This is a genomic window from Micromonospora sp. NBRC 110037 (genome assembly GCF_001652995.1).
Taxonomy (GTDB): Bacteria; Actinomycetota; Actinomycetes; order Mycobacteriales; family Micromonosporaceae; genus Micromonospora; species Micromonospora chalcea.
In genome coordinates, this window is record NZ_BBVA01000004.1 from 568,413 (window position 1) to 592,137 (window position 23,725).

Annotated in this window: 16 protein-coding genes; 10 read left to right on the forward strand and 6 right to left on the reverse strand. The window is 73.6% G+C overall.

Annotation, left to right across the window (positions count from 1 at the left end; genetic code table 11):
* Positions 1-64 precede the first annotated feature (64 nt).
* Together A4R25_RS15610 and A4R25_RS15615 are read left to right on the forward strand one after the other, a co-directional pair.
* Positions 65-1,993, forward strand: coding sequence for a hypothetical protein (locus A4R25_RS15610; RefSeq protein WP_064447147.1), 1,929 nt, complete (start codon positions 65-67; stop codon positions 1,991-1,993).
* The gene (locus tag A4R25_RS15615) at positions 1,951-3,732 is read left to right on the forward strand and encodes a hypothetical protein (RefSeq protein WP_064447148.1); all 1,782 of its coding nucleotides are present in this window, start codon (positions 1,951-1,953) and stop codon (positions 3,730-3,732) included. The genes A4R25_RS15610 and A4R25_RS15615 overlap by 43 nt, the downstream gene beginning before the upstream one ends.
* A gap of 13 nt (positions 3,733-3,745) precedes the next feature.
* On the opposite strand, the gene A4R25_RS15620 is transcribed toward A4R25_RS15615, so the two are convergent.
* Positions 3,746-5,614 carry a hypothetical protein gene (locus tag A4R25_RS15620; protein ID WP_197494915.1) on the reverse strand — a complete coding sequence of 623 codons (1,869 nt, stop codon included), beginning with the start codon at positions 5,612-5,614 and terminating at the stop codon, positions 3,746-3,748.
* Positions 5,615-5,707: 93 nt separating this feature from the next.
* Here A4R25_RS15620 and A4R25_RS15625 point away from each other — a divergent pair, with 93 nt between their 5' ends.
* The gene (locus A4R25_RS15625) at positions 5,708-6,943 is read left to right on the forward strand and encodes a PQQ-binding-like beta-propeller repeat protein (RefSeq protein WP_064447266.1); all 1,236 of its coding nucleotides are present in this window, start codon (positions 5,708-5,710) and stop codon (positions 6,941-6,943) included.
* Positions 6,940-8,232: a PQQ-binding-like beta-propeller repeat protein gene (locus tag A4R25_RS15630; RefSeq protein ID WP_064447150.1), complete on the forward strand. Its 1,293-nt coding sequence runs from the start codon at positions 6,940-6,942 to the stop codon at positions 8,230-8,232. Before A4R25_RS15625 ends, A4R25_RS15630 begins: the two co-directional genes overlap by 4 nt.
* Here A4R25_RS15630 and A4R25_RS15635 read toward each other — a convergent pair whose 3' ends face one another.
* Positions 8,233-9,423 (reverse strand): peptidase C39 family protein, encoded by a 1,191-nt coding sequence (locus A4R25_RS15635; RefSeq protein WP_064447151.1) that lies wholly within the window; start codon positions 9,421-9,423, stop codon positions 8,233-8,235.
* A 163-nt stretch (positions 9,424-9,586) separates the two neighbouring features.
* On the opposite strand from A4R25_RS15635, the gene A4R25_RS15640 reads away from it, so the two are divergent.
* The 5 genes from A4R25_RS15640 to A4R25_RS15660 all read left to right on the forward strand — a co-directional run bounded on the left by A4R25_RS15640 (position 9,587) and on the right by A4R25_RS15660 (position 16,060).
* Positions 9,587-10,240 (forward strand): hypothetical protein, encoded by a 654-nt coding sequence (locus tag A4R25_RS15640; protein ID WP_146074855.1) that lies wholly within the window; start codon positions 9,587-9,589, stop codon positions 10,238-10,240.
* A 607-nt stretch (positions 10,241-10,847) separates the two neighbouring features.
* Positions 10,848-11,513 carry a response regulator transcription factor gene (locus A4R25_RS15645; RefSeq protein WP_064447153.1) on the forward strand — a complete coding sequence of 222 codons (666 nt, stop codon included), beginning with the start codon at positions 10,848-10,850 and terminating at the stop codon, positions 11,511-11,513.
* A gap of 2 nt (positions 11,514-11,515) precedes the next feature.
* Positions 11,516-12,673, forward strand: coding sequence for a cell wall metabolism sensor histidine kinase WalK (locus tag A4R25_RS15650; protein WP_197494909.1), 1,158 nt, complete (start codon positions 11,516-11,518; stop codon positions 12,671-12,673).
* 205 nt (positions 12,674-12,878) lie between these two features.
* Entirely contained in the window at positions 12,879-15,425 is a 2,547-nt protein-coding gene (locus A4R25_RS15655) for a malectin domain-containing carbohydrate-binding protein (protein WP_064447154.1), read from the forward strand.
* 248 nt (positions 15,426-15,673) lie between these two features.
* On the forward strand, positions 15,674-16,060 hold the full coding sequence (locus tag A4R25_RS15660; protein ID WP_043325653.1) for a VOC family protein: 387 nt from the start codon (positions 15,674-15,676) through the stop codon (positions 16,058-16,060).
* A gap of 56 nt (positions 16,061-16,116) precedes the next feature.
* On the opposite strand, the gene A4R25_RS15665 is transcribed toward A4R25_RS15660, so the two are convergent.
* The 4 genes from A4R25_RS15665 to A4R25_RS15680 form a co-directional block, all read right to left on the reverse strand.
* Entirely contained in the window at positions 16,117-16,899 is a 783-nt protein-coding gene (locus A4R25_RS15665; RefSeq protein ID WP_064447155.1) for a hypothetical protein, read from the reverse strand.
* A 183-nt stretch (positions 16,900-17,082) separates the two neighbouring features.
* The gene (locus A4R25_RS15670; protein ID WP_064447156.1) at positions 17,083-19,146 is read right to left on the reverse strand and encodes a 3-hydroxyacyl-CoA dehydrogenase NAD-binding domain-containing protein; all 2,064 of its coding nucleotides are present in this window, start codon (positions 19,144-19,146) and stop codon (positions 17,083-17,085) included.
* Complete coding sequence (locus A4R25_RS15675) at positions 19,143-20,339, reverse strand: thiolase family protein (protein ID WP_064447157.1); 1,197 nt, start codon at positions 20,337-20,339, stop codon at positions 19,143-19,145. Before A4R25_RS15675 ends, A4R25_RS15670 begins: the two co-directional genes overlap by 4 nt.
* Positions 20,340-20,440: 101 nt before the next feature.
* Complete coding sequence (locus tag A4R25_RS15680) at positions 20,441-21,763, reverse strand: ribonuclease D (RefSeq protein WP_064447158.1); 1,323 nt, start codon at positions 21,761-21,763, stop codon at positions 20,441-20,443.
* 234 nt (positions 21,764-21,997) lie between these two features.
* Here A4R25_RS15680 and A4R25_RS32235 point away from each other — a divergent pair, with 234 nt between their 5' ends.
* The gene (locus A4R25_RS32235) at positions 21,998-23,641 is read left to right on the forward strand and encodes a trypsin-like peptidase domain-containing protein (RefSeq protein WP_064447159.1); all 1,644 of its coding nucleotides are present in this window, start codon (positions 21,998-22,000) and stop codon (positions 23,639-23,641) included.
* Positions 23,642-23,725 lie beyond the last annotated feature (84 nt).

A 23,725-nucleotide genomic window follows, 5' to 3' on the forward strand; every position in this document is an offset into this window, starting at 1 on the left:
ACCACTGCGGAACGTGACGGGCGATTCGGGTATCAATATCCGGCTCCGGTAGACTCCGCCGATTGTGACGCCTGCCGAGACCCGCGGCGCCTCGACGCCGGACGCCGCCGCCCCGACGGGCCACCGCTCCGTCACCCTTGATCCACCACCGGTCACCGTCGCCGAGCCGGAGCCGGCGACCACGACACCTCCGCAACCGCCGGCCGAGCCCGAGGCGCCGGCCACGCCGGGCGCGCGGCGCGTGCGCCGGTGGCGGTGGACCCGCCGCCGGATCGACCTCATCGTGTACGGCGGATTCCTGCTCGCCGCGATCTGGGTGACCAGCGGCATCTGGGCCGACCCGGCCGGGCGGGTGGCCGCGCTTTACAGCAGTGACCCGGCGCAGGTGCAGTTCTTCCTGGCGCACTCGGTACGGGTGGTGCTGCACGGCGAGTTCCCGTTCTTCACCGAGCAGTTCAACTACCCCGACGGGGTCAACCTGATGGCGAACACCGCCATCCTGGCGCTGGGCATCCCGATGGTGCCGGTGACCCTCCTGTTCGGACCGGCGGTCTCGTTCGTCACGCTGGTCACGCTCGGCCTGGCCGGCACCGCTGCCGCCTGGTACCGGGTGCTGTCCCGGCACGTGATCCGGCACCGCCCGGCCGCCGCCGTGGCGGCCTGGTTCTGCGGGTTCTCGCCGGCCATGCTGTCGCACGCCAACTGGCATCCGAACATCATCAGCCAGTTCCTGCTGCCGTTCATCGTGTGGCGGGTGCTGGTGCTGACCCGCTCGACCCGGCCGGTGCGCGACGGCGTGCTGCTGGCGCTGCTGGTCACCGCGCAGGCGTTCATCAACGAGGAGATCCTGCTCTTCACCGCGCTCGCGCTGGGCGTGTTCCTGATCGCCGTGGTGGTGCAGCAGCGCGAGCGGTGGACGACCGCGTGGCGTCCGCTCGGCGCCGGGCTGGCGGTCTGCGCGGCGCTGGCCGGCGCGCTGCTGGCGTACCCGCTGTATGTGCAGTTCGCCGGCCCGATGGCGTACCACGGGCTCAGCGACGCGGTACGCGACTACGGCAACGACATCGCCGCGTACTTCGCCCCCGGCTCGCCCACGTTCGGCGGCAACGAGCGCGCCAACGTCAACCTCGCCCCGAACTACTCGGAGGAGAACGCGTTCTTCGGCTGGAGCCTGTCGCTGATTGCCGTGGGCGTCGTGATCTGGCTGCGGCGTGACGTGATCGTCCGGGCGCTGGCCGCGACCGGGCTGTTCTTCGCCGTGCTCTCCCTCGGCGAGCGGATCTCCTGGTGGGACCGGGAACTCGTCACCGGGCCGTGGGAGTTCCTGGTGCGGCTGCCGCTGCTGGACGCCGTGGTGCCCACCCGCTTCGGCCTGATCACCAGCGTGACGGTGGCGATCCTGCTCGCGTACGCGGTGCGCCGCGCCTGGGCGCTGCGGGGCGTGGACCGGCGGACGGCCCGCAAGCTCACCGCCGCCGGCCTGATCCTCGCGCTGCTGCCGATCGCGCCGATGCCGTTGCGGGTCACCACCCGGGAGCCGGTGCCGGAGTTCATCACCGCCGACCGGTGGCGGCAGTACGTCGGCCCGGACCAGACGCTCGTGTCCGTGCCGGTGCCGGCGATGGGCAACACCGACCCGATGCGCTGGGCGGCCAGCACCAACCTCGACTTCAAGATTCCCGGCGGCTACTTCCTCGCCCCGCGCAACGGCGTCACCGGAGACCCGGGACGCTTCGGCGGGCGGCCCAGCGGCATCGGCGAGATGCTGCGGGAGGTGTCGTCCACCGGCCGGACGCCGAAGCTCGACGACCGGCAGCGCCGCCGCTACCTGGACGAGCTGCGGCACTGGAACGCGGCGGTGGTGGTGCTGCCGCTGGCCGAGCAGAACGCCGAGCCGCTGCGCCGCACGGTGGAGCAACTGGTCGGGCCCGGACGGCAGGAGCTGGACGTGTGGCTGTGGGACGTGCGGAAACTGACCAGCCGGCCCGCCTGACCGCACCCGAGCAGCCCGCTACCGCGCCCGCGCCCCGCCGCCGGCCGGTCGACGCGCTGGTGGTGGCCGGCTACCTCGCGCTCGCGGTGCTGCTCACCAGCGACCAGTGGCGCCGCCCGGAACGGCTGTTCCACCAGGCCGGCGACCAGATCCTGTTCGAGTGGATGCTGGCCCGGGCCGCCCGCGCGGTCACCGGCGGCGAGAACCCGCTGCACAGCGCCGCGCTGAACGCCCCGGACGGGGTGAACCTGATGGCGAACACGTCGGTGCTCGGGCTGGGCGTCCCGCTCACCCCGGTCACCGTCGCGTTCGGCTCCCAGGCGGCGTTCCTCGTCGCCGTGACGATCAGCCTCGCCGGCACCGCCACCGCCTGGTACGCGCTGCTCGCCCGGCGGCTGGTCCGCTCCCGGGCCGCCGCCGCGGTGGGCGGCCTGGTCTGCGGCTTCGCGCCGGGCATGGTGGCGCAGGCCGGCGCGCACCTGCACATGGCCGCCCAGTTCCTGGTGCCGGTGATCCTCGCGCTGGTGTTCCGCCCGGCCACCGACCGGGTACGCCGCGACGGCGTGCTGCTCGGGCTGGCCGTCGCGTACCAGGTGTTCCTCGGCGAGGAGGTGCTCGTCTTCCTGGCGCTGTCCGCCGGGGTGTTCGCCGGGGCGTACGCGCTCGCCGACCGGGCCGCCGCGCGTCGCCTGGTGCCGGTGGTGGCCCGCCGGCTGGGCGTCGGCGCGCTGGTGGCGGGCGTGCTGCTGGCGTACCCGCTGTGGTTCCAGTTCGCCGGGCCGGGCCACTACCGGGGGATGCCGTTCCACACCGGGGGCTACCGGCTGGACCTGGTCTCGTTCGTCGCCTCCGCCCGGCAGAGCGTCGCCGGGGACGCCCACCGGGCCGGGCTGCTGTCGCCGAACCCGACCGAGCAGAACTCGTTCTTCGGCCCGTTCCTGCCGCTGCTGGCGCTGCTCGTCGTGGTACGGCTGTGGCGGCGGCCGCTGGTACGCGCGCTCGCCGCGTGCGGCCTGCTGTTCGCGGCGCTGTCGCTCGGCGCCTCGGTGGTGGTGAACCGCGACGACACCGGACTGCCCGGCCCGTACCGCCTGCTCGCCGGGGCGCCGCTGCTGGACCTGGTGGTGCCGGCGCGCTTCGCGCTGGTGTGCGTACCGGTGCTCGGGGTGCTGCTGGCGCTCGCAGTCGACCGGGTCCGGCACGGCGCCGTGCGCGCCTGGGCGCCGTGGGCCGGCGCGGTCGCCGCCGCGCTGCTGCCGCTGGCGCCGACCCCGATCCGCACGGTGCCGGTCGCGCCGGTCCCGGCCGTCGTGTCCGGCGGCGGCTGGCAGGCGTACGTGCCGCAGGGCCGCACGCTGGTGCCGGTGCCGCCGGTGACCGGGGCGGCGGTCAGCCCGGCCATGTTCTGGTCGGCGCGCACCGCGCTGGCGTTCGACGCGCCGGGCGGCTACTTCATCGGCCCGCGCTCGGCGGACGACCCGGCCGCCCGCTGGGGCGCGCCGGACCGGCCCACGTCGCTGCTGCTGCGCCGGGCCGCCGAGACCGGCCAGGTGCCGCCGGTCGGCGACGCGGAACGCCGGCAGGCGGTCGCCGACCTGCGGCACTGGCGGGCCGCGGCACTGGTGCAGGCCGACTCGACGCCGGCCGACCCGGTACGCGCCACGCTGGACGCCCTTCTCGGCCCCGGCCGGGACGTGCCCGGCGGGCACCTGTGGGACGTCCGCGGGCTCGTCGGCTGAGCGGCACGCCGGCTCAGACCCGGTCGCGCACGTCCCAGAGCCACACGTCGTCCACCCGCTGCGGCGGGCCGAGCAGCTCGGCCATCAGGTCGCGCAGCACCGCCTCGCGCGGACCGGACCCGAGCACCACCACCGACGCCCGCCAGAAGCGCAGGTCGTCCACGGCCTGGCGGCGGTTCTCCTCGGTGATCTCCGGCACCACGTTGGCGTCCATCGTGGAGTAGATGAGCGTGCTGGTGGGGCGGTTCGGCGCGCCGAAGACACCCTCACCGCGCTCGTTGGGGCCGATGAAATAGCCGCCCGGGATCGGGAACTCGTGTCCGGTCAGCGCGCTCCAGCGCAGCGTGTGCAGCCCGTGCACGTTGCTCGGGATCGGCACCGGCACCAGCGTGCGGCCCTCCGGCACGTACGGCCGCCAGCCACCGGCGGTGATGAAGCGCGGCGGCGGGTCGATGTGCTCCGCCGGCAGCGGACGCGGGATCAGCGGCACCAGGGCGGCCACGATCGCGGCGTACCCGGCCAGCCGCAGCACCCGGCGGCGCGTGTCGCGCGCGGCCGTCCCGTCGCCGTCGCCGTCCGTGCTGTCGTCGGCGGCGGCGCGGGGGGCGGGCACCGGCGGACGGCCGGCACCGGCCAGCGCGTCCCACGCCAGGGCGAGCAGCACACCCACGGCGGCCACCACGACCAGGCTCAACCGGGTCGGCATCATCATCTCGACCAGCGGCAGGTCGTCCGGAATGTACGCCCACGGCCCGTCGACGTCGGTCTCCACACCGTTGAACCGCACCACCGGGCCGATCGAGGCGACAGTGAAGACGACCACCAGCACAGCCAGGATCCGGGCCGGCACCGACCGGCGGACCAGCAGCACCAGCGCGCCCAGCGCCACCAGCACCAGCGGCCAGCCGAACCAGGTGTTCTGCTCGGTCAGCCCGATGGTCTTCTCCACCGCCTCGTCACCGGCGATCGTGTCCCGGGCGAACGTGACGAAGGCCACCAGGTCCTCACCCCAGTTGTGGAAGACGCCGCCCTGCAATCCGCGGTAGGACTGCGGCCCGTTGAACTGGAACCAGATCGGGTACGCGGTCAGCAGCAGCGCCAGCCCGCCGCCGAGTCCGAGCGCGGCCAGGAACGACCCGGCCCGCGCGCGGGCCGCCCGGGGCCGCTGCACCGCGTACGCCACCACGACGACCAGGCAGGCCAGCGCGGTGAGCAGCAGCATCTCCTCGTTGATGAAGACCTGGTACGCCACCAGCAGCCCGAGCGCCAGCCCGTTGCGCCGCCACCGCCCCGGCTCGCCCAGCCGCAGCACCCGCGCCACGATCAGCGGCAGGAGGAAGTTCGACACGAAGTTGGGCTGGCCGTTCGCGTGATGGACGATGCCCGGCGCGAAGCCGAGGAACGCGCCACCGGCGAACGCGGCGGCCCGGGACCGGACCAGGTGCCGCGACAGCACCCAGTACGACGTGGCGGCGGTCGCCGACAGCGCCGCGCCCAGGTAGAGCGCGTACATCACCTGCGGGCCGAGCAGCAGCGTCAGTGGCGCAAGCGGCAGGGTCACCCCGAGCAGCGAGGTGTTCGCCATCATGTTCACCCCGTCCGGCGCGTTCTGCCGGGTGGTGAACAGCGGGTTCTCCAGGTGCTGCACCGAGTAGGCGCCGTGCGCGAACAGCCACTCGAACCAGCTGTGGTCGGTCGGCAGGTGCGAGGAGACCCGGTGCTCCACGTCGCCCCAGTAGTTGAGGCAGACGAGAACACCGAGCAGCACATAGGCTCCGATGGCCAGCAGATCGGCGCGGGCCGGCCGGCGACGGGCACGGCGTGGCGGATCGGCCACGACGGCGTCCGTCTCGACGGACGAGGGGTTCAACGAGGGGTCCACCACGGGCACGGCCACGACGCGCCATCGTACAGGCGAATTGTGGCGATGCCGGTCACGGCCGGACGGCGGCCGGGCGCGCGGGAGAGGATGGTCGTGACCGTCATCGATCTGGGGGAGTTGCGTCACGACGCTCCGCCCCCGGCGGCCCCCCGCCCGCCGCGCAGCGTCGGGCGGCCGGCCCGCACCCTGGCGCTCCTGCTGCTGGCGCTGCTCACGCTCGCCGCCGCCGCGCCGCCGCGAGGACCGGCGGAGTGGACGCTGCCCGGCGGCCTGGGCTCGGCCGTGTTCGTCTCCGGCGACGTGGTGTACGTGGTGCGGCCGAACCGCGGTGACGGGCGGGAGATCGTCACCTACCGCGAAGGGCGGGAACTGTGGCGCAGTCCGCTGCCCGGCATCGGCACCGCCGTGTCGGTGTGGGAGCAGGACGGCCGGGTGATGGTGGCCGGCCCGGCCGGCGGCGACGAGGACTGGGAGACGGTGACGTACGACGCGGCCACCGGCGTGGACGTCTGGCGCCGGCGCGGCGTCGCGTTCGCGGTCGGCCGGGTGCTGCTGTCGCAGTCCGCCGCGTCCGACCCCCGCCCGTCGATCACCCGGGTCGACCCCGCCGACGGAAGGACGATGTGGACGCTGCCCTCGACGGGCATGCTGGGGTTCGATTACGGCTCCGGGACGGAACGCATGCTGTTGTGGCCGGCCACCGGGCAGGTGGTGGTCGTGGACGCGCGCACCGGCGCGCGGGTCGCGGCCCGGGACCTGCACCCGGTGCGACCGCCCGGCCCGCGCCACGTGATGACCGTGGCCGGGCTGCTGCTGGAGATCGGCGGCGGGCTCATCGAGGCGTACGACCTGGACACGCTGCGACCGCGCTGGACCGTCGAACAGAAGCTCGTCGACTACGTCGACAGGTGCGGCGCCCTGCTCTGCGCCGTCCGGCCGGGCGCCGGGATGACAGCGCTCGACCCGGCGACCGGCGCCGTGCGCTGGAGCGTGGACCGGTGGGCGCGCGTCGTGGCGGCGCGCGACGACCGGCTGCTCGTCGGCGACACCGCGATCGGCGCCGGCGGCCTGGCGGTGCTCGGCCAGGCCGACGGGCGTCTGATCGCCGAGCTGGGCGGCTGGACCCTGGCCCCGCAGCACGGGTCCGGCGGCCCGCTGCTGGCCACCCGGCTGCTGGGCGGCGGCCGGCAGCTCCTGGCCGAGATGGACCTGTCCGGCGGTCCGCCCCCGATCAGGGGAGTGATCACCGGAACCGACTGCACGACCGGCGTGACGCTGCTGGTCTGCCGCAGGCCCGCAGGTGACTACGTGGTGCGGCGGCTGCCGTGAGCCCGGTGATCGAACTGGGCGAGATGCGGCACGGCGAGTCCGCCGACGAGCCGGAACCCGCGCCGCCCCGCCGGCCGCCCGGCCCGGCGGTCCGGGTGGCGCTGCTCGGCGTACTGGTGCTGCTCGTCGTGCACGCTGCCGCCGGTCCGCCGCGCCGGCCCGTGCCGATCCGGATTCCCGCCCCGCAGGGCGCGGCGTTCGTGGTCCGGCCGGACCGGGTGGTGGTGGCCGACGGCCCCGGCGCGACCGGCCGGGGCGGGCGGGTGGTCGCCGCGTACCGGCTGCCCGGCGGGGAACCGGCGTGGCGGTTCGCGCTGACCGACGGCGACCACGTGCTCGGCCTCACCACAGTGGCCGGGGGACTGCTGGTGACGAGCAGCCCGGCCGGGGACGGTGACTCGGTGTCCGCGATGCTCGACCCGGCGACCGGCACGCTGCGCTGGCGGCATCCCGGATACCCGGTCCCGACCGCCTCCGGCGGGCTGCTGCTGGAGAACCCCCGCCCGCCCGGCGCGGGCACCGTACGGGCCGTGGACCCGGCCTCCGGCGCGGTGCGGTGGACGCTGCCCGTACCGGGCCAGGAGGTGGGGTACCGCCGCGACGACCACGGGGTGACACAGCTCGTCCTGGTCACCCCGCAGGGCCGGGTGACCGTGTACGACGCGGACGCGGGCACCGTCGCGCACACCGGCCGGGTGGCGCCCGCGGCCGGCCGCGCCGACTACCGGTACGCCCAGGTGGTGGCCGATCTGCTGCTGGTCGAGGACGCCCGGGGCTCAGTCACCGGGTACGGGCTGGACCGGCTCGAGGAACGGTGGAGCCTGCCGGTCGGCTCCCGCGCCGGACTCTGGTTCGCCGACTGCGCCGGGATGGTGTGCCTGCGCAACCAGGTGGGCGGCGCGCAGGCCCTCGATCCGGCCACCGGCCGCCCGGCCTGGACCGACGAGCGGTGGCTCGGGATGGGGCCGGTCGGCGACCGGCTGATCGCCGCCGAGCGCGGGGTCGGGGAGGAGCTGGAACTGTCGGCGCTGGACCCGCCGACCGGCCGGGTGCTGGCCCGGCTGGGCCGCTGGCGCGTCTCGGGCAACGACCTCCCGTCCGGGCCGCTGCTCGGGCTGCGCACGCTCACCGAGGACCGGACGCTCGTCGGCGCGCTGGACGTGGCGGTCGGGCAGGTGCGGATCCGGGGGATCCTGCCCGGCGCCTGGTCGGAGTGCGCGGACACGGGTACGCAGCTGGTGTGCCTGCGCCCGACCGGCGGCATGGCGATCTGGCCGGCCGGACGCTGATCACCAGTTGGCCTGCGCCGGTGGCGGCGGCAGGGGCGTCGACTCGGGCCGCAGTACGTACACGACGCCGCCGCTGCCCACCTGCCAGGCGCGCTCGAACGGCGCGCGCGGCACGGTGCGGCGGACCCGCTCGTCGTCCGGCGCGTACGGGTCGTTCAGCACCGGATCGCCGTCGGCGGTGAAGCCGGCCAGCACGATGAGGTGCCCCCGGGTGTCGTAGTCCAGCCCCGGCACCTGCCCGGCGGTGAACGCCGCCGAGACGATCAGCGGGATGCCGGCGGCCACGAACAGTTCCGCTTCGGCCAGCGAACGCAGCCGGGTGACGAACGCGTCCACCCCGTGCGTCGCCGCGTACGCGGTGTTGAACGGCCAGTTCCCCGCTCCGGCGTACGCGTGGTCGAAGCAGTGCCGGGCGGCGTGCACCACCCGCGGGCGGGGGCCGGGCGGCGTCACCCAGGCGTACCGGTCCGGGGTGGGGCCCGCGCCCCAGAAGTCGAGCACCATGGACACGCAGGTGGGGCTGCACCAGGAGTCTCCACCGCCGCCCCAGCGGGTCTCCCCGGTGGCGTGCAGCCGCTGCGCGTAGCGCGGCACGTCCAGCACCCGCCCTCGCGCGCCGCCCGCGCCGGCATCGGTTCTTGCGACGGCTCGTTGTCCGACGCCGGGCGGGTCGGTGGAGGCGACCACGCCGATCGTGCGCAGCGCCGGGCCGTCCGCCGCGTCGAGGCGGCGCAGCAGCGTCACCCGCACCTGCCAGCCGGTCACCGTCGCGCCGGTCACCCGCAGCGTGTCGGCGGCCACCCGCGCCCGGTCGTCCGCCTGCCCGGGTACGGACGCCCGGTGCACCGCGCTGTCGTCGGCGGCCCAGTGGCCCAGCTCGTACCAGCCGGTGGAGGCCGCGTCGCCGGCCCAGCCGCGCAGCTCCACGCGCAGCCAGCAGCCGGCCGGCGTGTGCGCGGTCCAGGAGGGCACCAGCTCGACGGCGGCGAAGCCGAGTGGCGTCACCGGGGAGGTCCAGCTCCCGGCGGCGTACTCGGCGGTGGTCCCGGAGTGCGGATCGGTGTGGGTCAGGCGGCCGGGCGCGCCGTCGAGCACCAGCCCGTCCGGCCCCGCGGTGAGCCCGTCGGCGAGGCCCACGTCCCGGTCCGCCGGGAAACGGAACCGGCGGTACGCGATGTCGCGGCCGGTCATCGGGGTGCCGCCCGGCGTGGATCGGGTGTCTCGACCGCGTGCTTGTCGATCATTGCCGCTGAGCATCGCGTACCCGAAGGTTTTGTGCAACGGCGGTGAGGGTGTCGGCGGACGTACGCCAGGACCCACCATGTAGACCGACCTCGGAAGATTGGGGGAGCAGATGGTGGTTCGGCAGCGCCCGCGGCGTCGCGTCCTGCCGCCACGGCGCGGGGGATCGCGTCAGCCGCGCGAGCGGGCAAAGCTCACCGACTGGGTGCAGGCGCTGTCCGGCCTGCTAGCGGTCGCGGTCGCGATCCCGGCGCTGATAGTCGCTGGTGTCACCTACAGGGACCAACAGGAAATCAACCGCACGCAGCTGGAAATGGCGCAGCTGGAACGCGACCGGTACGAGAAGAGATACGCCTCCCGGGTCGCCTTCTGGTGGTTGACCTACCCCCGGGACGGGCAATCGGGCCGGCTGAAGGTTCAGAACCGATCGCCTGTCCCCATCTCCGGGATCACCCTCGTTGGTGTCCCGGCAGGCGGCCCGTCGACGCCACCGCAGCAGGCCTATCTCCTCACGACGGACGCACCGCCTTGCGTGGTGCTCACGCTCAGCCTGCCGACCCTGCCCGGAGACGAAGAGTTCTGGCCCTGGCTTCACAAAAGCTTCGGACTGCACTTCACCGACCCGACGAGATCGTGGTTCCTGTGGCCGACCGGACTGCAACGCAGCAGCCGTGAGCTCAGTCTCCCCAGGGTCCGATTCATAGGTACCGCTACTGAGGTGCCTGACACGCGGGAGTCTGCGGGCGACTGTGGCGAGGGCGGGTAGTCGGACCGCTTGAGTGTCGGGCGCGGACAGCCCGTTGCCGGCGTTCGTGTCCATCAGCGCGGTAGCCACCGCGCTCTGACCCGGGCAAGCCATACCCCGACCTGCGCCTATCAGCCGGCCCGCCGGCACTCGTGCTCCGACGCTGCGACGCACGTAGCGCGTCGTTGCGCTGGCCCGCCTGATCGGTTTGGGTTTCCGGTCACCGAAGGTGACTGTGACGCGGGCTCGCCGGGTCTACCCTACGTCGACTTTGCTCTGCAGCCACCGACGCATCCGTGACTGTGGGCAACATATGCGTATCTGGCTGCAGGGCAAAGTCGGCGGAGGGGTCTCGGCTGCCCCAATGGCCGATTCGGCGTTTCCAAAGGTCAGGGAGTTTTAGCTCGGCAGCTGCCTCGGTTGTGGAAGCGAGCGCCAGTAACAGTGCGTGACACGGCGTCATGTCGGTGCTGACCTGACGGACCGTAACGAAGCTCGCCGACGGGAGGGGAGGACTCGGTGGACAGCGCGGGCGGATCAGCCGGACTGCGCCGCTGGGGCGGCTCCTCCGGCGACACGCTTGGCCGGCGGCACTAGGTTGTCAGAGGTCACGAGGCGGGAGGCCGGGATGCGGGTACTGGTGGTCGAGGACGAGCGCAACCTCGCCGACGCGATCGCGCGCGGGCTGCGCAAGCGCGGGATGGCGGTGGACGTCGCCTACGACGGCGACGCCGGCCACGAGGCGGCGTTCGTCACCCGGTACGACGTGGTGATCCTGGACCGCGACCTGCCGGGTGTGCACGGCGACCAGATCTGCGCCGATCTGGCCGCCTCCGGCGCGCTGACCCGGGTGCTGATGCTCACCGCGAGCGGCACCGTCGCCGACCGGGTGGAGGGGCTGCAGCTCGGCGCCGACGACTACCTGGCCAAGCCGTTCGCGTTCGACGAGCTGGTGGCGCGGGTGCAGGCGCTCGGGCGCCGGGCCACCCCGGCCGCGCCGCCGGTGCTGGAGGTGGCCGACCTGGTGCTGGACCCGGCCCGGCGGGTGGTCATCCGTGGTGGCGTGCCGCTCGACCTCACCAACAAGGAGTTCGGCGTGCTCGCCGAGCTGCTCAAGGCGCGCGGCGCGGTGGTGTCCAGCGAAGAGCTGCTGGAACGGGTCTGGGACGCCAACACCGACCCGTTCACCACGATCGTCCGGGTCACCGTGATGACGCTGCGCAAGAAGCTGGGCGACCCGCCGCTCATCGACACGGTGGTCGGGGCGGGCTACCGGATCGGCCGCACGCAGTGAGCGTGGGCACCCGGCGGGTGCGGCCGACGTTGCGGCTGCGGCTGACCCTGCTCAACGGCGTCCTGCTGGTCGGTGCCGGGGCGATCCTGGTGCTGCTGGCCTGGCTGCTGGTCCGCGACGCGCTGCGCCCCACCGACGAGCTGCTGCCCGGCACCACAGTGGTGCTCACCGACGGCCGCACCCTCGACGCCGGGCAGTGGCAGCAGCAACTGGTCGACGCGGCGTCGCAGGAACTGCTGGTCAAGGGACTGCTCGCGCTCGTGGCGATCAGCGTCGTCGGGGTGGCCGGGGCGTACCTGGTGGCCGGCCGGGCGCTGCGCCCGCTGCACCAGGTGACAGCCACCGCGCGCCGGCTCGGCGAGGCCACGCTCGACGAGCGGATCGGCTGGTCCGGCGCCGACGACGAGGTGGCCGAGCTGGCCGAGACGTTCGACGCGATGCTGGACCGGATCAGCGGCGCGTTCGAGGCACAGAAACGGTTCGTCGCGAACGCCTCGCACGAGCTGCGGACGCCGCTCGCGGTGATGCGTACCGAAATCGACGTGACGCTCAGCGACGACGACGCCGACCTCGCCGAGTACCGCCGCATGGCCGGGGTGGTGCGGGACGCCTCGGAGCGGGCCAACGGCCTGGTCGACGCGCTGCTGGTGCTGGCCCGCAGCGAGGCCCAGACCGGCCGGCGGCTGGCCCGGCGCGCGGAGTCGGACCTCGCCGTCGGCACCGCCAACGCGCTGTCCGCGGTGTCCCGGGAGGTCGAGCGGATCGGCCTGAAGGTGCACACGTCGCTGCGTCCGGCGCCGGTGGTCGGTGACCCGGGGCTGCTCGACCGGCTGGCCGGCAACCTGGTGGAGAACGCGGTCCGCTACAACCACCTGCACGGGCGGATCTGGGTGCGCACCGGCACCGACGGGCAGCGGTCCTGGCTGGTGGTGGGGAACACCGGCTTCGAGGTCGCCCCCGCCGACGTACCCGGGCTGTTCGAGCCGTTCCGGCGCGGCGGCCAGGAACGCACCGGTGCTCGCGGCTCCGGGCTCGGTCTGTCGATCGTGCGGGCCGTCTGCGACGCGCACGGCGGCACGGTGAAGGCGGTCGCCCAGCCCGGTGGTGGCCTGGAGGTGACCGTCACGCTTCCGTCGGCCGACCCGCCCGCGGCCACCTGACCGCCCATCCCGATCCGTCCAGCCGGTGAGGCGGCCTCACCTTTTCGTGCGGACAGCCTCGGCTGTCCTGGCCGGACCCGGCGGTGGTCGGCCCCCGGCGGCACGGTGGTCGGGCAGAATGCTCGGCTCACGCTGGACGTGGAGCGGTGATCAACGGAGAGTAAGCGCAGCGACGCCTCACCCTGCTCACCCACCGGAGCTGCCCGTGACCCACCTCTCGGCCCCGCGCCGCCGCCGTCTTCTCGCGGTCCTCACCGCCGGCGCCCTCACCGTCGTCGGCCTCTCTCCGGCCACGCCCGCGGCCGCCGCCGCGCCCGGCCACGACAAAGTGGTCCACACCGTCCCCTCCACGGCCTCGCCCGACGTCCAGGACGGCTCGGTCGACGCGATCCACGACGCCGGTACGAAGATCATCGCGGGCGGCTCCTTCACCCGTGTGCAGAACCGCAACTCCGACGTCGACATCCCCCGCGACTACCTGCTCGCGTTCGACAAGGCCACCGGCGCGGTGGACACCGCGTTCGCGCCCACGCTCGACAACGAGGTGACAGCGGTCACGGGCGGGCCCACGGCGAACACGGTCTTCGTCGCCGGCAAGTTCAACACCGTCAACGGCGTGACCCGGCGCAAGGTGGCCCTGCTCGACGTCAACACCGGGGCGGTCGTCACCAGCTTCGCGCCGCCCGCGTTCAACGGGCTCATCAAGGACATCGCGCTGGTCGGCAACCGGCTGCTGGTCGGCGGCATCTTCACCACGGCCGGCAACCCCAACCCGCGCGGCGGACTCGCGTCGCTCAACGCCACCACCGGCGCCGTGGACAGCTACCTCACCACCACGCTGACCGAGAACCACAACTGGGACGGGGTCAGCGGCGCCAAGGCCGGCGTCGGCGCGGAGAAGCTCGCCGTCTCCCCGGACGGCACGCAGCTCGTCGTCATCGGCAACTTCAAGAAGGCCGACGGGGTGCTGCACGACCAGATCGTCAAGATCGACCTGGGTGCCACCGCCGCCACCGTCGCGGACTGGAACACGGCCCGCTACACGCCGCGCTGCAAGTGGCAGTCCTTCGACTCGTACGTCCGTGACGTCGCGTTCTCCCCGGACAACAGCTACTTCGTGGTGGTCACCACCGGCGCGCCGTACAGCGGAACGCTCTGCGACACCGCGGCCCGCTGGGAGGCCGGCGCGACCGGCTCCGCTCTCCAGCCGACCTGGGTCGACTACAGCGGCGGCGACACGTTCCTGTCCGTCGGCATCAGCGAAGAGGCGGTCTACGTCGGCGGCCACCTCCGCTGGCTCAACAACACCACCGGCACCGACAACGCCCGGGCCGGCGCGGTCGGCCGGGCCAGCATCGCCGCGCTCGACCCGGCCAACGGCCTGCCGCTGTCCTGGAACCCCGGCCGCCACCCGCGCGGCATCGGCGCCTCCGAGATGCTCGTCACGCCGACCGGGCTCTGGGTCGGCGGCGACACGCTGTGGATCGGCAACTTCCAGTACCGCCGGGAGCGGATCGCGTTCTTCCCGCTGGCCGGCGGGACGGCGGTGCACCCCACCACCACGGCCACCCTGCCCGGCAACGTCTACCAGGCGGGCCTGCCGCAGCCGACGAACGTGCTGTACCGGGTGAACGCCGGCGGCTCGTCCGTCGCCGCCACCGACGGCGGGCCGGACTGGGCGGCTGACACCAGCTCCAGCCCCAGCCCGTACCACAACACCGGCAGCAGCGTCTCCAGCTACACCACCGCCGCGAGCCTGGACTCGACGGTGCCGGCCGGCACCCCGGTCGAGCTCTACAACCACGAGCGGTACGACCCGTCCGGCGGTGCGGAGATGACCTGGCAGTTCCCGGTGCCCAACGGCACCGAGGTGCACGTGCGGCTCTACATGGCCAACCGGTACGCGGGCACCGCCAACGCCGGCACGCGGATCTTCGACGTGGCGCTGGAGGGTGCTGTCGTCCTCGACGACCTCGACCTGTCCGCCACCGCCGGGCACAACGTGGGCACCATGCGGGAGTTCACGGTGGTCAGCGACGGCTCGATCGACGTGGAGTTCCGCCACGTGCGGGAGAACCCGCTGGTGAACGCCGTCGAGATCGTCAAGACCGGGCCCCCGCCCGCCCCGGCCAGCTCGCCGGTGCAGGTGCGCTCGTACGACGGGCAGAGCACGGTCGGCGCGCCGGACCCGGTGACCGACCCGGACGGCACCGTCTGGGCGGGCGCGCGCAACGCGTTCTGGGTCGGCGGGACGGTGTTCTACGGCGCCGACGGCGCGCTGTGGCGGCGTACGTTCAACGGCACCACGTTCGGCACGCCGGAACTGGTGGACCCGTACCACGACCCGTACTGGGACAACGTGATCACCAACTCCGGGCCGACCGGGCAGACGTACGTCGGCGCGACCACCGGCTTCTACGCCGAGATCCCGAACGTGACCGGCATGTTCTTCTCCGGCGGGCGGCTCTACTACACGCTCAACGGGCAGAACGGACTGTTCTGGCGCTGGTTCACCCCGGACAGCGGCGTCGTCGGCGCCGACCGGTTCACGGTGTCCGGGGCGAGCGGGTTCGCCGACGCGGGCGCGGTCTTCGTCTCCGGCGGCACGCTGTACAAGGTCAACCGCAACACCGGTGACCTGGCCGCCACCGACTGGGTGAACGGCGTGCCGGCCGCGACGTTCACCGTGCGCAGCGGCCCGGCGGTCGACGGCGTCGACTGGCGCGCGAAGGCGGTGTTCGTCGGCCCGTAAGGAAGGGCACCTTCTTAACGCCTCCGGTAGAGGAAGGGCCCCTTGTTAACACGCAGCTGTTAACAAGGGGCCCTTCCTTGCGGCGGGGCGGGGTTGCCGGCGCCGGAGGGCGGTGGAATGATCAACCGGTCAGCCCGATGAGGTGGAAGGGGGTGTGGTCGATGTCTTTCGTGAACCGTCCCGCGCCCCGCGTTCCCCGCTGACGTTCCCACTCCGCCGGGGCGCGTACCCCACAGGAGGAAGCACCGATGAGTGCACAGTTCCATTGCGTGACAGTCGAATCCGACGACCCGTACACCCTCGCCGGATGGTGGGCCCGGGTGCTCGACCGCCGGCTCGCCGACGACGACCACCCGGACGACCCGGAGGCGGTCCTCGCCGCGCCCGCCGGCGACGGCCCCGACCTGTTGTTCGTCCGGGTGGGCGAGCGGCACGGCAAGGGCGCGTTCCACATCGACCTGCACGCGGCCGAGGGCACCCGCGACGAGGAGGTGGCGCGGCTGCGTGACCTCGGCGCCACGCTGGTGGCCGACCGGCGCCGGCCGGACGGCAGCGGCTGGGTGGTGCTGGCCGACCCCGAGGGCAACGAGTTCTGCGTCTGCCGGAGCCCTGCCGAACGGGCCGAGTCCGCCTGATCCGGAAACGACACCGGGCCCCCGCCGTCGCGGCGGGGGCCCGGTGCGTAGCGGTGTCAGCCCTGCTTCTCGATCTCGCCGCGCATCGTGACGAACTCCTTCTGGAGCTCGGCCGCGGACTTGAAGTAGACGACCACCATGCCGAGGCTGCCCCGGTCGGCCCAGATGCAGACGGCCACCTGCTCACCCGAGGCCTTGCCGTCGGAGCACTTGGCGTCGCCGCCAAGCGGGCCCGGGTCGACCGTCTTGAAGTCCTTGGTGGCCAGGTCCGGCGTGACCGCCGTGGCGGCGTCGTCCAGTTCCTTCTTCGGGTCGGCCATGACGCCGGACACGGCGACGATCATGACCAGGTCTTTCTTCTCCGGGTTGCCGTAGAAGGCGCCGGCCGTGCTCGTCGCGTCCGGCACGTCCTTGCTGAGCGAGGCCTTCATCTGCGTCGCGGCGTTCTGCAGCTGAGGGTCGGTGACCTTCGGCCGGCCACCGAGCGTCTGCGGCTCGACCACCCGGGTCTTGGTGGCGGTGACCACCTCGCCGACGGTGTCCTTGGTGACGAGCCAGGTGACGATGCCGCCACCGACGCAGAGCACCAGGACCACCGCGAGGACGATCAGCAGGATCTTGCCGACGCCGGACTTCTTCGGCGGGACCGGCGCGCCGAACTGGTTGCCGTACTGGGGCTGCTGCGGGATCTGCGGGTAGTCAGCGCCGTACTGGGGCTGCTGCGGAGCCTGCGGGTAGCCACCGCCGTACTGCGGCTGCTGGGGCGGCTGGAAGCCGCCGGGCTGGTGCTGGGGCGGCGGGTAGTGGCCGGGGTAGGGATTGGACGGCGGCTGGGACATGTAGGCAGCTCCTGTGAGAAAACTGAAGGCGTGATCGTAGCCAGGAGCACCGACATGCCGCTGTCCGTGGAAGGCCGGTGGGACGAAACCGCATCCGACCCGTGACCTGCCCGCGAAACGCCGATCGCGGTGGCCGGGCGTCCGTCTCGGACAGCCCGACCACCGCGATCGATGCGGTATCGGTCAGCGCAGGCTGGCCACGCCGCGCGGCAGGAACCGCTTGCCGGTCACCCGCTCGGAGGTGCCGGTCCGGTCCAGGTACGGCGTCACGCCGCCCAGGTGGAACGGCCAGCCGGCGCCGAGGATCATGCACAGGTCGATGTCCTGCGCCTCGGCGACGACGCCCTCGTCGAGCATGAGCCGGATCTCCTGCGCCAGCGCGTCCAGCGCGTTCTGCCGCACCTGCTCGGCGGTGAGCGGCTCGTCGCCGACCACCAGCAGCTTCGCCACCTCGTCGTTGATCTGGTCGTCGACCACGATCGGCTGGCCCGAGTCGGCGATCCGCTTGAGGTTTTCGCTGACGCCGAACCGGTCCGGGAACGCCTCGTGCAGGGTGCCGCCGACGTGGTACGCCACGGCCGGCCCGACGAGCTGCAGCAGCGCCAGCGGACGCATCGGCAGGCCCAGCGGGTCCAGCGCGCTGTTCGCCACGTCCAGCGGGGTGCCGGCGTCGACGGCCGCGAACACGGTGCCGAGGAAGCGGGTCAGCAGCCGGTTCACCACGAACGCCGGGGCGTCCTTGACCAGCACCGACGACTTCTTGAGCTGCTTGCCGACAGCGAACGCGGTGGCCAGCGTGGCGTCGTCGGTCCGCTCGCCGCGGACGATCTCCAGCAGCGGCAGCACCGCGACCGGGTTGAAGAAGTGGAAGCCGACCACCCGCTCCGGGTGCTCCAGGTCGGCGGCCATCTCGGTGATGGACAGCGAGCTGGTGTTGGTGGCGAGCACCGCCTCCGGCTTGACGATCTTCTCCAGCTCGGCCCAGACCTGCTTCTTGACGCCCAGGTCCTCGAACACGGCCTCGATGACGAAGTCGGCGTCGGCGAAGACGGACTTGTCGACCGAGCCGCTGACCAGGCCGTACAGCTTGGCCGCGGTGCCCTTGTCCATCCGGCCCTTGCTAACGGCCTTCTCGATCTGGGTGTGCACATAGCCGACACCCTTGTCCACCCGCGACTGGTCCAGGTCGGTCATCACGACCGGCACCTGCAGCCGCCGGGCGAACAGCAGCGCGAGCTGGCTGGCCATCAGGCCGGCGCCGACGATGCCGACCTTGGTGACCGGGCGGGCCAGGCCCTTGTCCGGCGCGCCGGCCGGGCGCTTGGCCCGCCGCTGCACCAGGTCGAAGGCGTACAGGCCGCTGCGCAGCTCCTCGGAGAAGACCAGGTCCGCGAGGGCGTCGTCCTCCGCCGCGGTGCCGGTGGCGAAGTCGGCGTCCTTCGCCGTCTCCAGCAGGTCCAGCGCCTTGTACGCGGACGGGACCGCGCCGTGCAGCCGCTGGTCGAGGGTCTGCCGGGCGAAGTAGAGCACGCCCGCCCACATGTCCTTGTCGACCTCGGGGCGGGTCACGGCGACCTCGCCCCGGACCACGCCGGCGGCCCACTCCAGCGACCGCTCCAGGAAGTCGGCCGGCTCCAGCAGCACGTCCGCGATGCCCATCTCGGCCGCCTGCTTCGGCTTGAGCATCTTGTTCTGCATCAGCGGGTTCTGGATGATCACCTGGGTGGCGGCCGGGATGCCGATCAGGTTCGGCAGCAGCTGCGTACCGCCCCAGCCGGGGATCAGGCCGAGCGAGACCTCGGGCAGCGCCAGCGCCGCCGCGCCCGCCGACAGCGTCCGGTAGTGGCAGTGCAGCGCCAGCTCCAGGCCGCCGCCCATCGCCGCGCCGTTGACGAACGCGAAGGTGGGGACGGCGCTGTCCTTGAGCCGGGCGAAGACGCGGTGGCCGAGCCGGCCGATCTCCAGCGCCTGCTCGCGGTTCTCCAGGGCGGGCAGGCTGGTGATGTCCGCGCCCACGCAGAAGATGTACGGCTTGCCGGTGACCGCGATGAACGCCGGCTCCGCCGCCAGCGCGGCGGTGATCGCCTCGTCCAGGCTGGTCAGACCGGCCGGGCCGAAGGTGTTCGGCTTGGTGTGGTCGAAGCCGTTGTCCAGCGTGATGAGGGCGGCGGGCCGGTCCAGCCCGGGTACGGCCACCTGGCGCAGCAGCGCCTTGGTGACGACCTCGTTCGGTGCGGCGAGGCTCACTTGTCTCCACCCTCCCAGTGCGGGTTCTCCCAGATCACGGTGCCGCCCATGCCGATGCCGATGCACATGGCGGTGAGGCCGTAGCGGACCTCGGGGTGCTCGGCGAACTGGCGGGCGAGCTGGGTCATCAGCCGGACGCCGGAGGACGCGAGCGGGTGACCGATGGCGATCGCGCCGCCCCACGGGTTGACCCGCGGGTCGTCGTCGGCGATGCCGAAGTGGTCGAGGAAGGCGAGCACCTGCACCGCGAACGCCTCGTTCAGCTCGAACAGGCCGATGTCGTCGATGCTGAGGCCGGCGATGCGCAGCGCCTTCTCGGTCGACGGGATCGGGCCGACGCCCATCACCTCGGGCTCGACGCCGACGAAGCCGAACGACACCAGGCGCATGCCGACCGGCAGGCCGAGCTCACGAGCGGTCTCCTCGGCCACCAGCAGCGCGGCGGTGGCGCCGTCGTTCAGGCCGGCCGCGTTGCCTGCGGTGACCTTGCCGTGCGGCCGGAACGGCGTCTTCAGCCCGGCCAGCTTCTCCATCGAGGTGTCGCGGGGCGCCTCGTCCACGGTGGCCAGGCCCCAGCCCGCCTCCGGGTCGCGCACCGCCACCGGCACCAGGTCGCCCTGGAGCTTGCCGTTGGCGTACGCCTTGGCGGTCTTCTGCTGCGACGCCAGCGCGAACGCGTCGGTGCGCTCCTTGGTGATGTGCGGGACCCGGTCGTGCAGGTTCTCCGCGGTGGAGCCCATCACCAGGGCGGACGGGTCGACGAGCTTCTCCGCGACGATGCGCGGGTTGGGGTCGACGCCCTCACCCATCGGGTGGCGGCCCATGTGCTCGACGCCGCCGGCGATCGCGACGTCGTACGCGCCCATGGCGATGCCGCTGGCCACGGTGGTGACGGCGGTCATCGCGCCGGCGCACATCCGGTCGATGGCGAAGCCCGGCACGGTCTTGGGCAGGCCGGCCAGCAGTGCGGCGGTACGGCCGATGGTCAGGCCCTGGTCACCGATCTGGGTGGTGGCGGCGATCGCCACCTCCTCCACCTTCTCCGGCGGCAGTTGCGGGTTGCGGCGCATCAGCTCGCGGATGCAGCGGATCACCAGATCGTCGGCGCGGGTGTTGGCGTACATCCCACCCGCCTTGCCGAACGGGGTACGGACGCCGTCGACGAAGACGACATCCCGGACTTCACGGGGCACTTGGAGCCTCCCTCGGCACGGGCATTTCCCCGGATGCTACTCGCCAGTAACCAAACGCGGCACCACCCCCCGCGTGGCCCACCTCACACCTGCCGCCGACGTTACTGCTGGGGGGTGCGCAGCGCCTCGGTAAGAGCGGGCAGCAGCAGCCCGATCTGCCACTCCCGGGCGCCGAAGGCGCGCAGCGCCTCCGCGACGGTGTCGTCGGTGATCTCCTCCGGCGGCTGCCACGCCAGCCGGCGGATCGAGTCCGGCGCGATCAGGTTCTCCGCCGGCAGCCGGTGCGCCCCGGCGGTGCCGACCACCACCTCCCGGGCCCGGGCCAGCCGCCCGGCCGCCACCGGGTCACGCTCGGCCCAGCGGTGCGGCGGAGGCGGCCCTTCCACCGTCGGGCTCACCGGCAGCGCGTCGTCCGGCAACTGACGCGCGTCGTCGAGCGCCGCCAGCCAGGTACGTGCCAGCCGGCGCACCGAGCGCCCACCGAAACCGGGGAGCGTGAGCAGCGTCTTCTCGTCCTTCGGGTCCAGCTCGGCGGCGGCCACGATAGCCGAGTCGGGCAGCACCCGGCCCGGCGCGGCATCCCGGCGGGCGGCGATCTGGTCCCGCGCGTACCAGAGGGACCGCACCCGGGCCTGGGCGCGCGCGCCGCGTACCCGGTGGATGCCGGACGTGCGCCGCCACGGCTCGGCGCGCACGCGCGGCGGACGGGCGCCGTTGCGCACCAGCGCGTCGAACTCCTCCGCCGCCCAGCCGGACTTGCCCTGCCGCCCCAGCTCCTCGTCCAGCGCGTCGCGCAGGTCCACCAGCAGCTCGACGTCCAGCGCCGCGTACGTCAGCCAGGACTCCGGCAGCGGCCGGCTGGACCAGTCCGCGGCGGAGTGGTGCTTCTCCAGGCTGAACCCGAGCAGCTGTTCGGTCAGCGCGGCCAGGCCGACCCGCTCGAATCCCGCCAGCCGGGCGGCCAGTTCGGTGTCGAACAGCCGGCGCGGGCGCAGGCCCAGCTCGGCCAGGCAGGCGAGGTCCTGGCTGGCCGCGTGCAGCACCCACTCGGTCTCGGCGATCGCCTCGTCGAGGGCGGACAGGTCGGGCAGCGGCAGCGGGTCGATGAGCGCGGTGCCGGCGCCGACGCGGCGCAACTGCACCAGGTAGGCGCGCTGGCTGTAGCGGTAGCCGGAGGCGCGTTCGGCGTCCAGGGCCACCGGGCCGGTGCCGCCCGCGAAACGGGCCACGACCTCGTTCAACTCGGCCGGTGTGGCCACCGGGGCGGGCGTGCCGTCGCGCGGCGCGGTCAGGGGGACGGCCGCGCCCGGCTCGGTCTCGGTCCCCGCGTCCGCCGGCTCCGGCAGGGCCGACGTCGGATCGGCGGAGACCTCTCCCGTACGGCTTTCGGCGGCCCGACGGCGCAGGGGTGGTTCGTCGGTCACCTGACAACCCTAGTAGGCCGGACGATCCGGTGTGCGCAGCCGGTCCGGCGCGTGTCGGCGCGGTGTCCGTCAGGTGTCCGGAACGAACCGGGTTGCGGGGCCGTGAGAGGGTCGGACAGCGGGGGAGACAAAGCCCGTTTCCGCCGGTACGGTCCATCGAGCCGCGAGCGGCGCACAGGGCCGGGCGACAGCGGTCGGGGGCGTCGGCGAAGCCGACGGGGAGGACGGTCGAGCATGACAGGCGGGTACGGAACCGGCGACGGCGTGCCGGGGCAGGGCGGTGACCCGACGGCCGATCGGCCGGGCCCCCTGCCGCCACGCTTCGACCCGCCCGGCGGTCCGGCTCCACTGTCCGGGTCGACCGTGCCCGGGTCGGCAGCGGGCGGTGGCGGTCCGGCGTGGAGCGGCACCCCCGGCCACGCGGCGCCGGGCACGGGCTACCCGGCCACGTCGCCGGGCGCGAGCTACCCGGGATCGTCCGGGGGGAGCTACCCGGCGTCGCCGGGCGCGAGCTACCCCGGGTCCTCGGGCACCAGCTATCCCGCCTCGTCGGGCACAAGTTACCCGGCCCCGTCCTCGGGCGCGGGTCATCCGGCGCGGGCGACCGCGCCGCCGTCCGCCGGTTACCCGGGCCGCGCCGACGCGGCCGGGGCGTCGCCGTCGGCCGCCTACTCCGCGTCGTCGGGTGTCACGACCCCGCCCGCGCCGTCCCAGCCGTCGTTCGGCGCCGCGCCGTCCCAGCCGGGCCCGTCGTCGTTCGGCGCCGCGCCGTCCCAGCCGGGCCCGTCGTCGTTCGGCGGCGCGCCGGCCCAGCCGGGGCAGTCCTCCTACGGCTCGGCACCGGCCCAGTCCGCCCCGGCCTACCCGGGCCAGGCGCCCGGTTCACAGTCGTTCCCGGGCCAGGCCTCGTCGCCGTACGCGGACCGGCACTCCGGCGCCCCGTCCGGCTCCGGCTCGTCCTACCCGGGCCGGCCGGTCTCCGCGCCCGCCTATCCGGGCCAGCCGGTGTCCGCGCCGTCCTATCCCGGCCAGCCGGCGGCGTACCCGGGTCAGCAGGTCTCCGGCTTCGGCGCGCCGCTCGGCCCGCCGGAGCGCGCCCCCCGGCGCAGCCGGCTCGCGGTGGTGGCGCTGGCCCTGGCCGCCGTGCTTGCGGTGGTCAGCGGCGTGCAGGCGTACCAGATCTACCGGCTCGACGACCGGCTCGCCGCCGCCGACAAGCGGATGGCCGAGGGACAGGGCGCGGACGCCAGCCGGCTCGACGGCCTGGAGCAGCGCGCCGGCAGCCTGGAGAAGCAGGCCGGAGCCGCCTTCAACCCGGAGGCGGTGGCCAGCGCGGTGCTGCCGAGCGTGTTCCGGGTGCGGGCCGGGCAGTTCACCGGTACGGCGTTCGCCGTCGGCAAGGCCCCGTCCGGCGGCGGCACCACGCTGCTGACGAACTTCCACGTGGTCGAGTCGGTCTTCACCGCCGGTGAGCGCAAGGTGTTCCTGGAGCGCAAGGACCAGCGGTTCGAGGCGACGATCATCGCCACCGACAAGGACAAGGACCTGGCGCAGTTGCGCACCACCGCCAAGTTCGCCGGTCTGGTCGCGGCCAGTGATCCGGTGCGGTCCGGCCAGCAGATCATCGTGGTCGGCGCGCCGCTCGGGTTGCAGGACAGCGTCACCACGGGCGTGGTCAGCGCGTTCCGCGAAGACGAGCGCGGCGGTGGCCCGGTCATCCAGTTCGACGCGCCGATCAACCCCGGTAACTCCGGCGGCCCGGTGATCAACGGCGCCAAGGAGGTCGTCGGCATCGCCACGGCCAAGGCCCGCAACGCCGAGGGCATCGGGTTGGCGGTGCCGATCAAGACCGCCTGCGACCGGTTCCGCCTCTGCTGACCGGTCGCCCACGCCGGTGTGGGGCGACCGCAGCGCATCGACCCCGGCCCATCGGGCCACCCCGCGGGGGACCAGCTCATCTGG

What these genes read in the sequence shown, in the direction of transcription:
- A4R25_RS15635 (WP_064447151.1), bottom strand. Translation starts at nt 9,423, where the DNA reads ATGACCGGCCGCGACATCGCGTACCGCCGGTTCCGTTTCCCGGCGGAC.
- A4R25_RS15640 (WP_146074855.1), top strand. Translation starts at nt 9,587, where the DNA reads ATGGTGGTTCGGCAGCGCCCGCGGCGTCGCGTCCTGCCGCCACGGCGC.
- A4R25_RS15645 (WP_064447153.1), top strand. Translation starts at nt 10,848, where the DNA reads ATGCGGGTACTGGTGGTCGAGGACGAGCGCAACCTCGCCGACGCGATC.
- A4R25_RS15660 (WP_043325653.1), top strand. Translation starts at nt 15,674, where the DNA reads ATGAGTGCACAGTTCCATTGCGTGACAGTCGAATCCGACGACCCGTAC.
- A4R25_RS15665 (WP_064447155.1), bottom strand. Translation starts at nt 16,899, where the DNA reads ATGTCCCAGCCGCCGTCCAATCCCTACCCCGGCCACTACCCGCCGCCC.
- A4R25_RS32235 (WP_064447159.1), top strand. Translation starts at nt 21,998, where the DNA reads ATGACAGGCGGGTACGGAACCGGCGACGGCGTGCCGGGGCAGGGCGGT.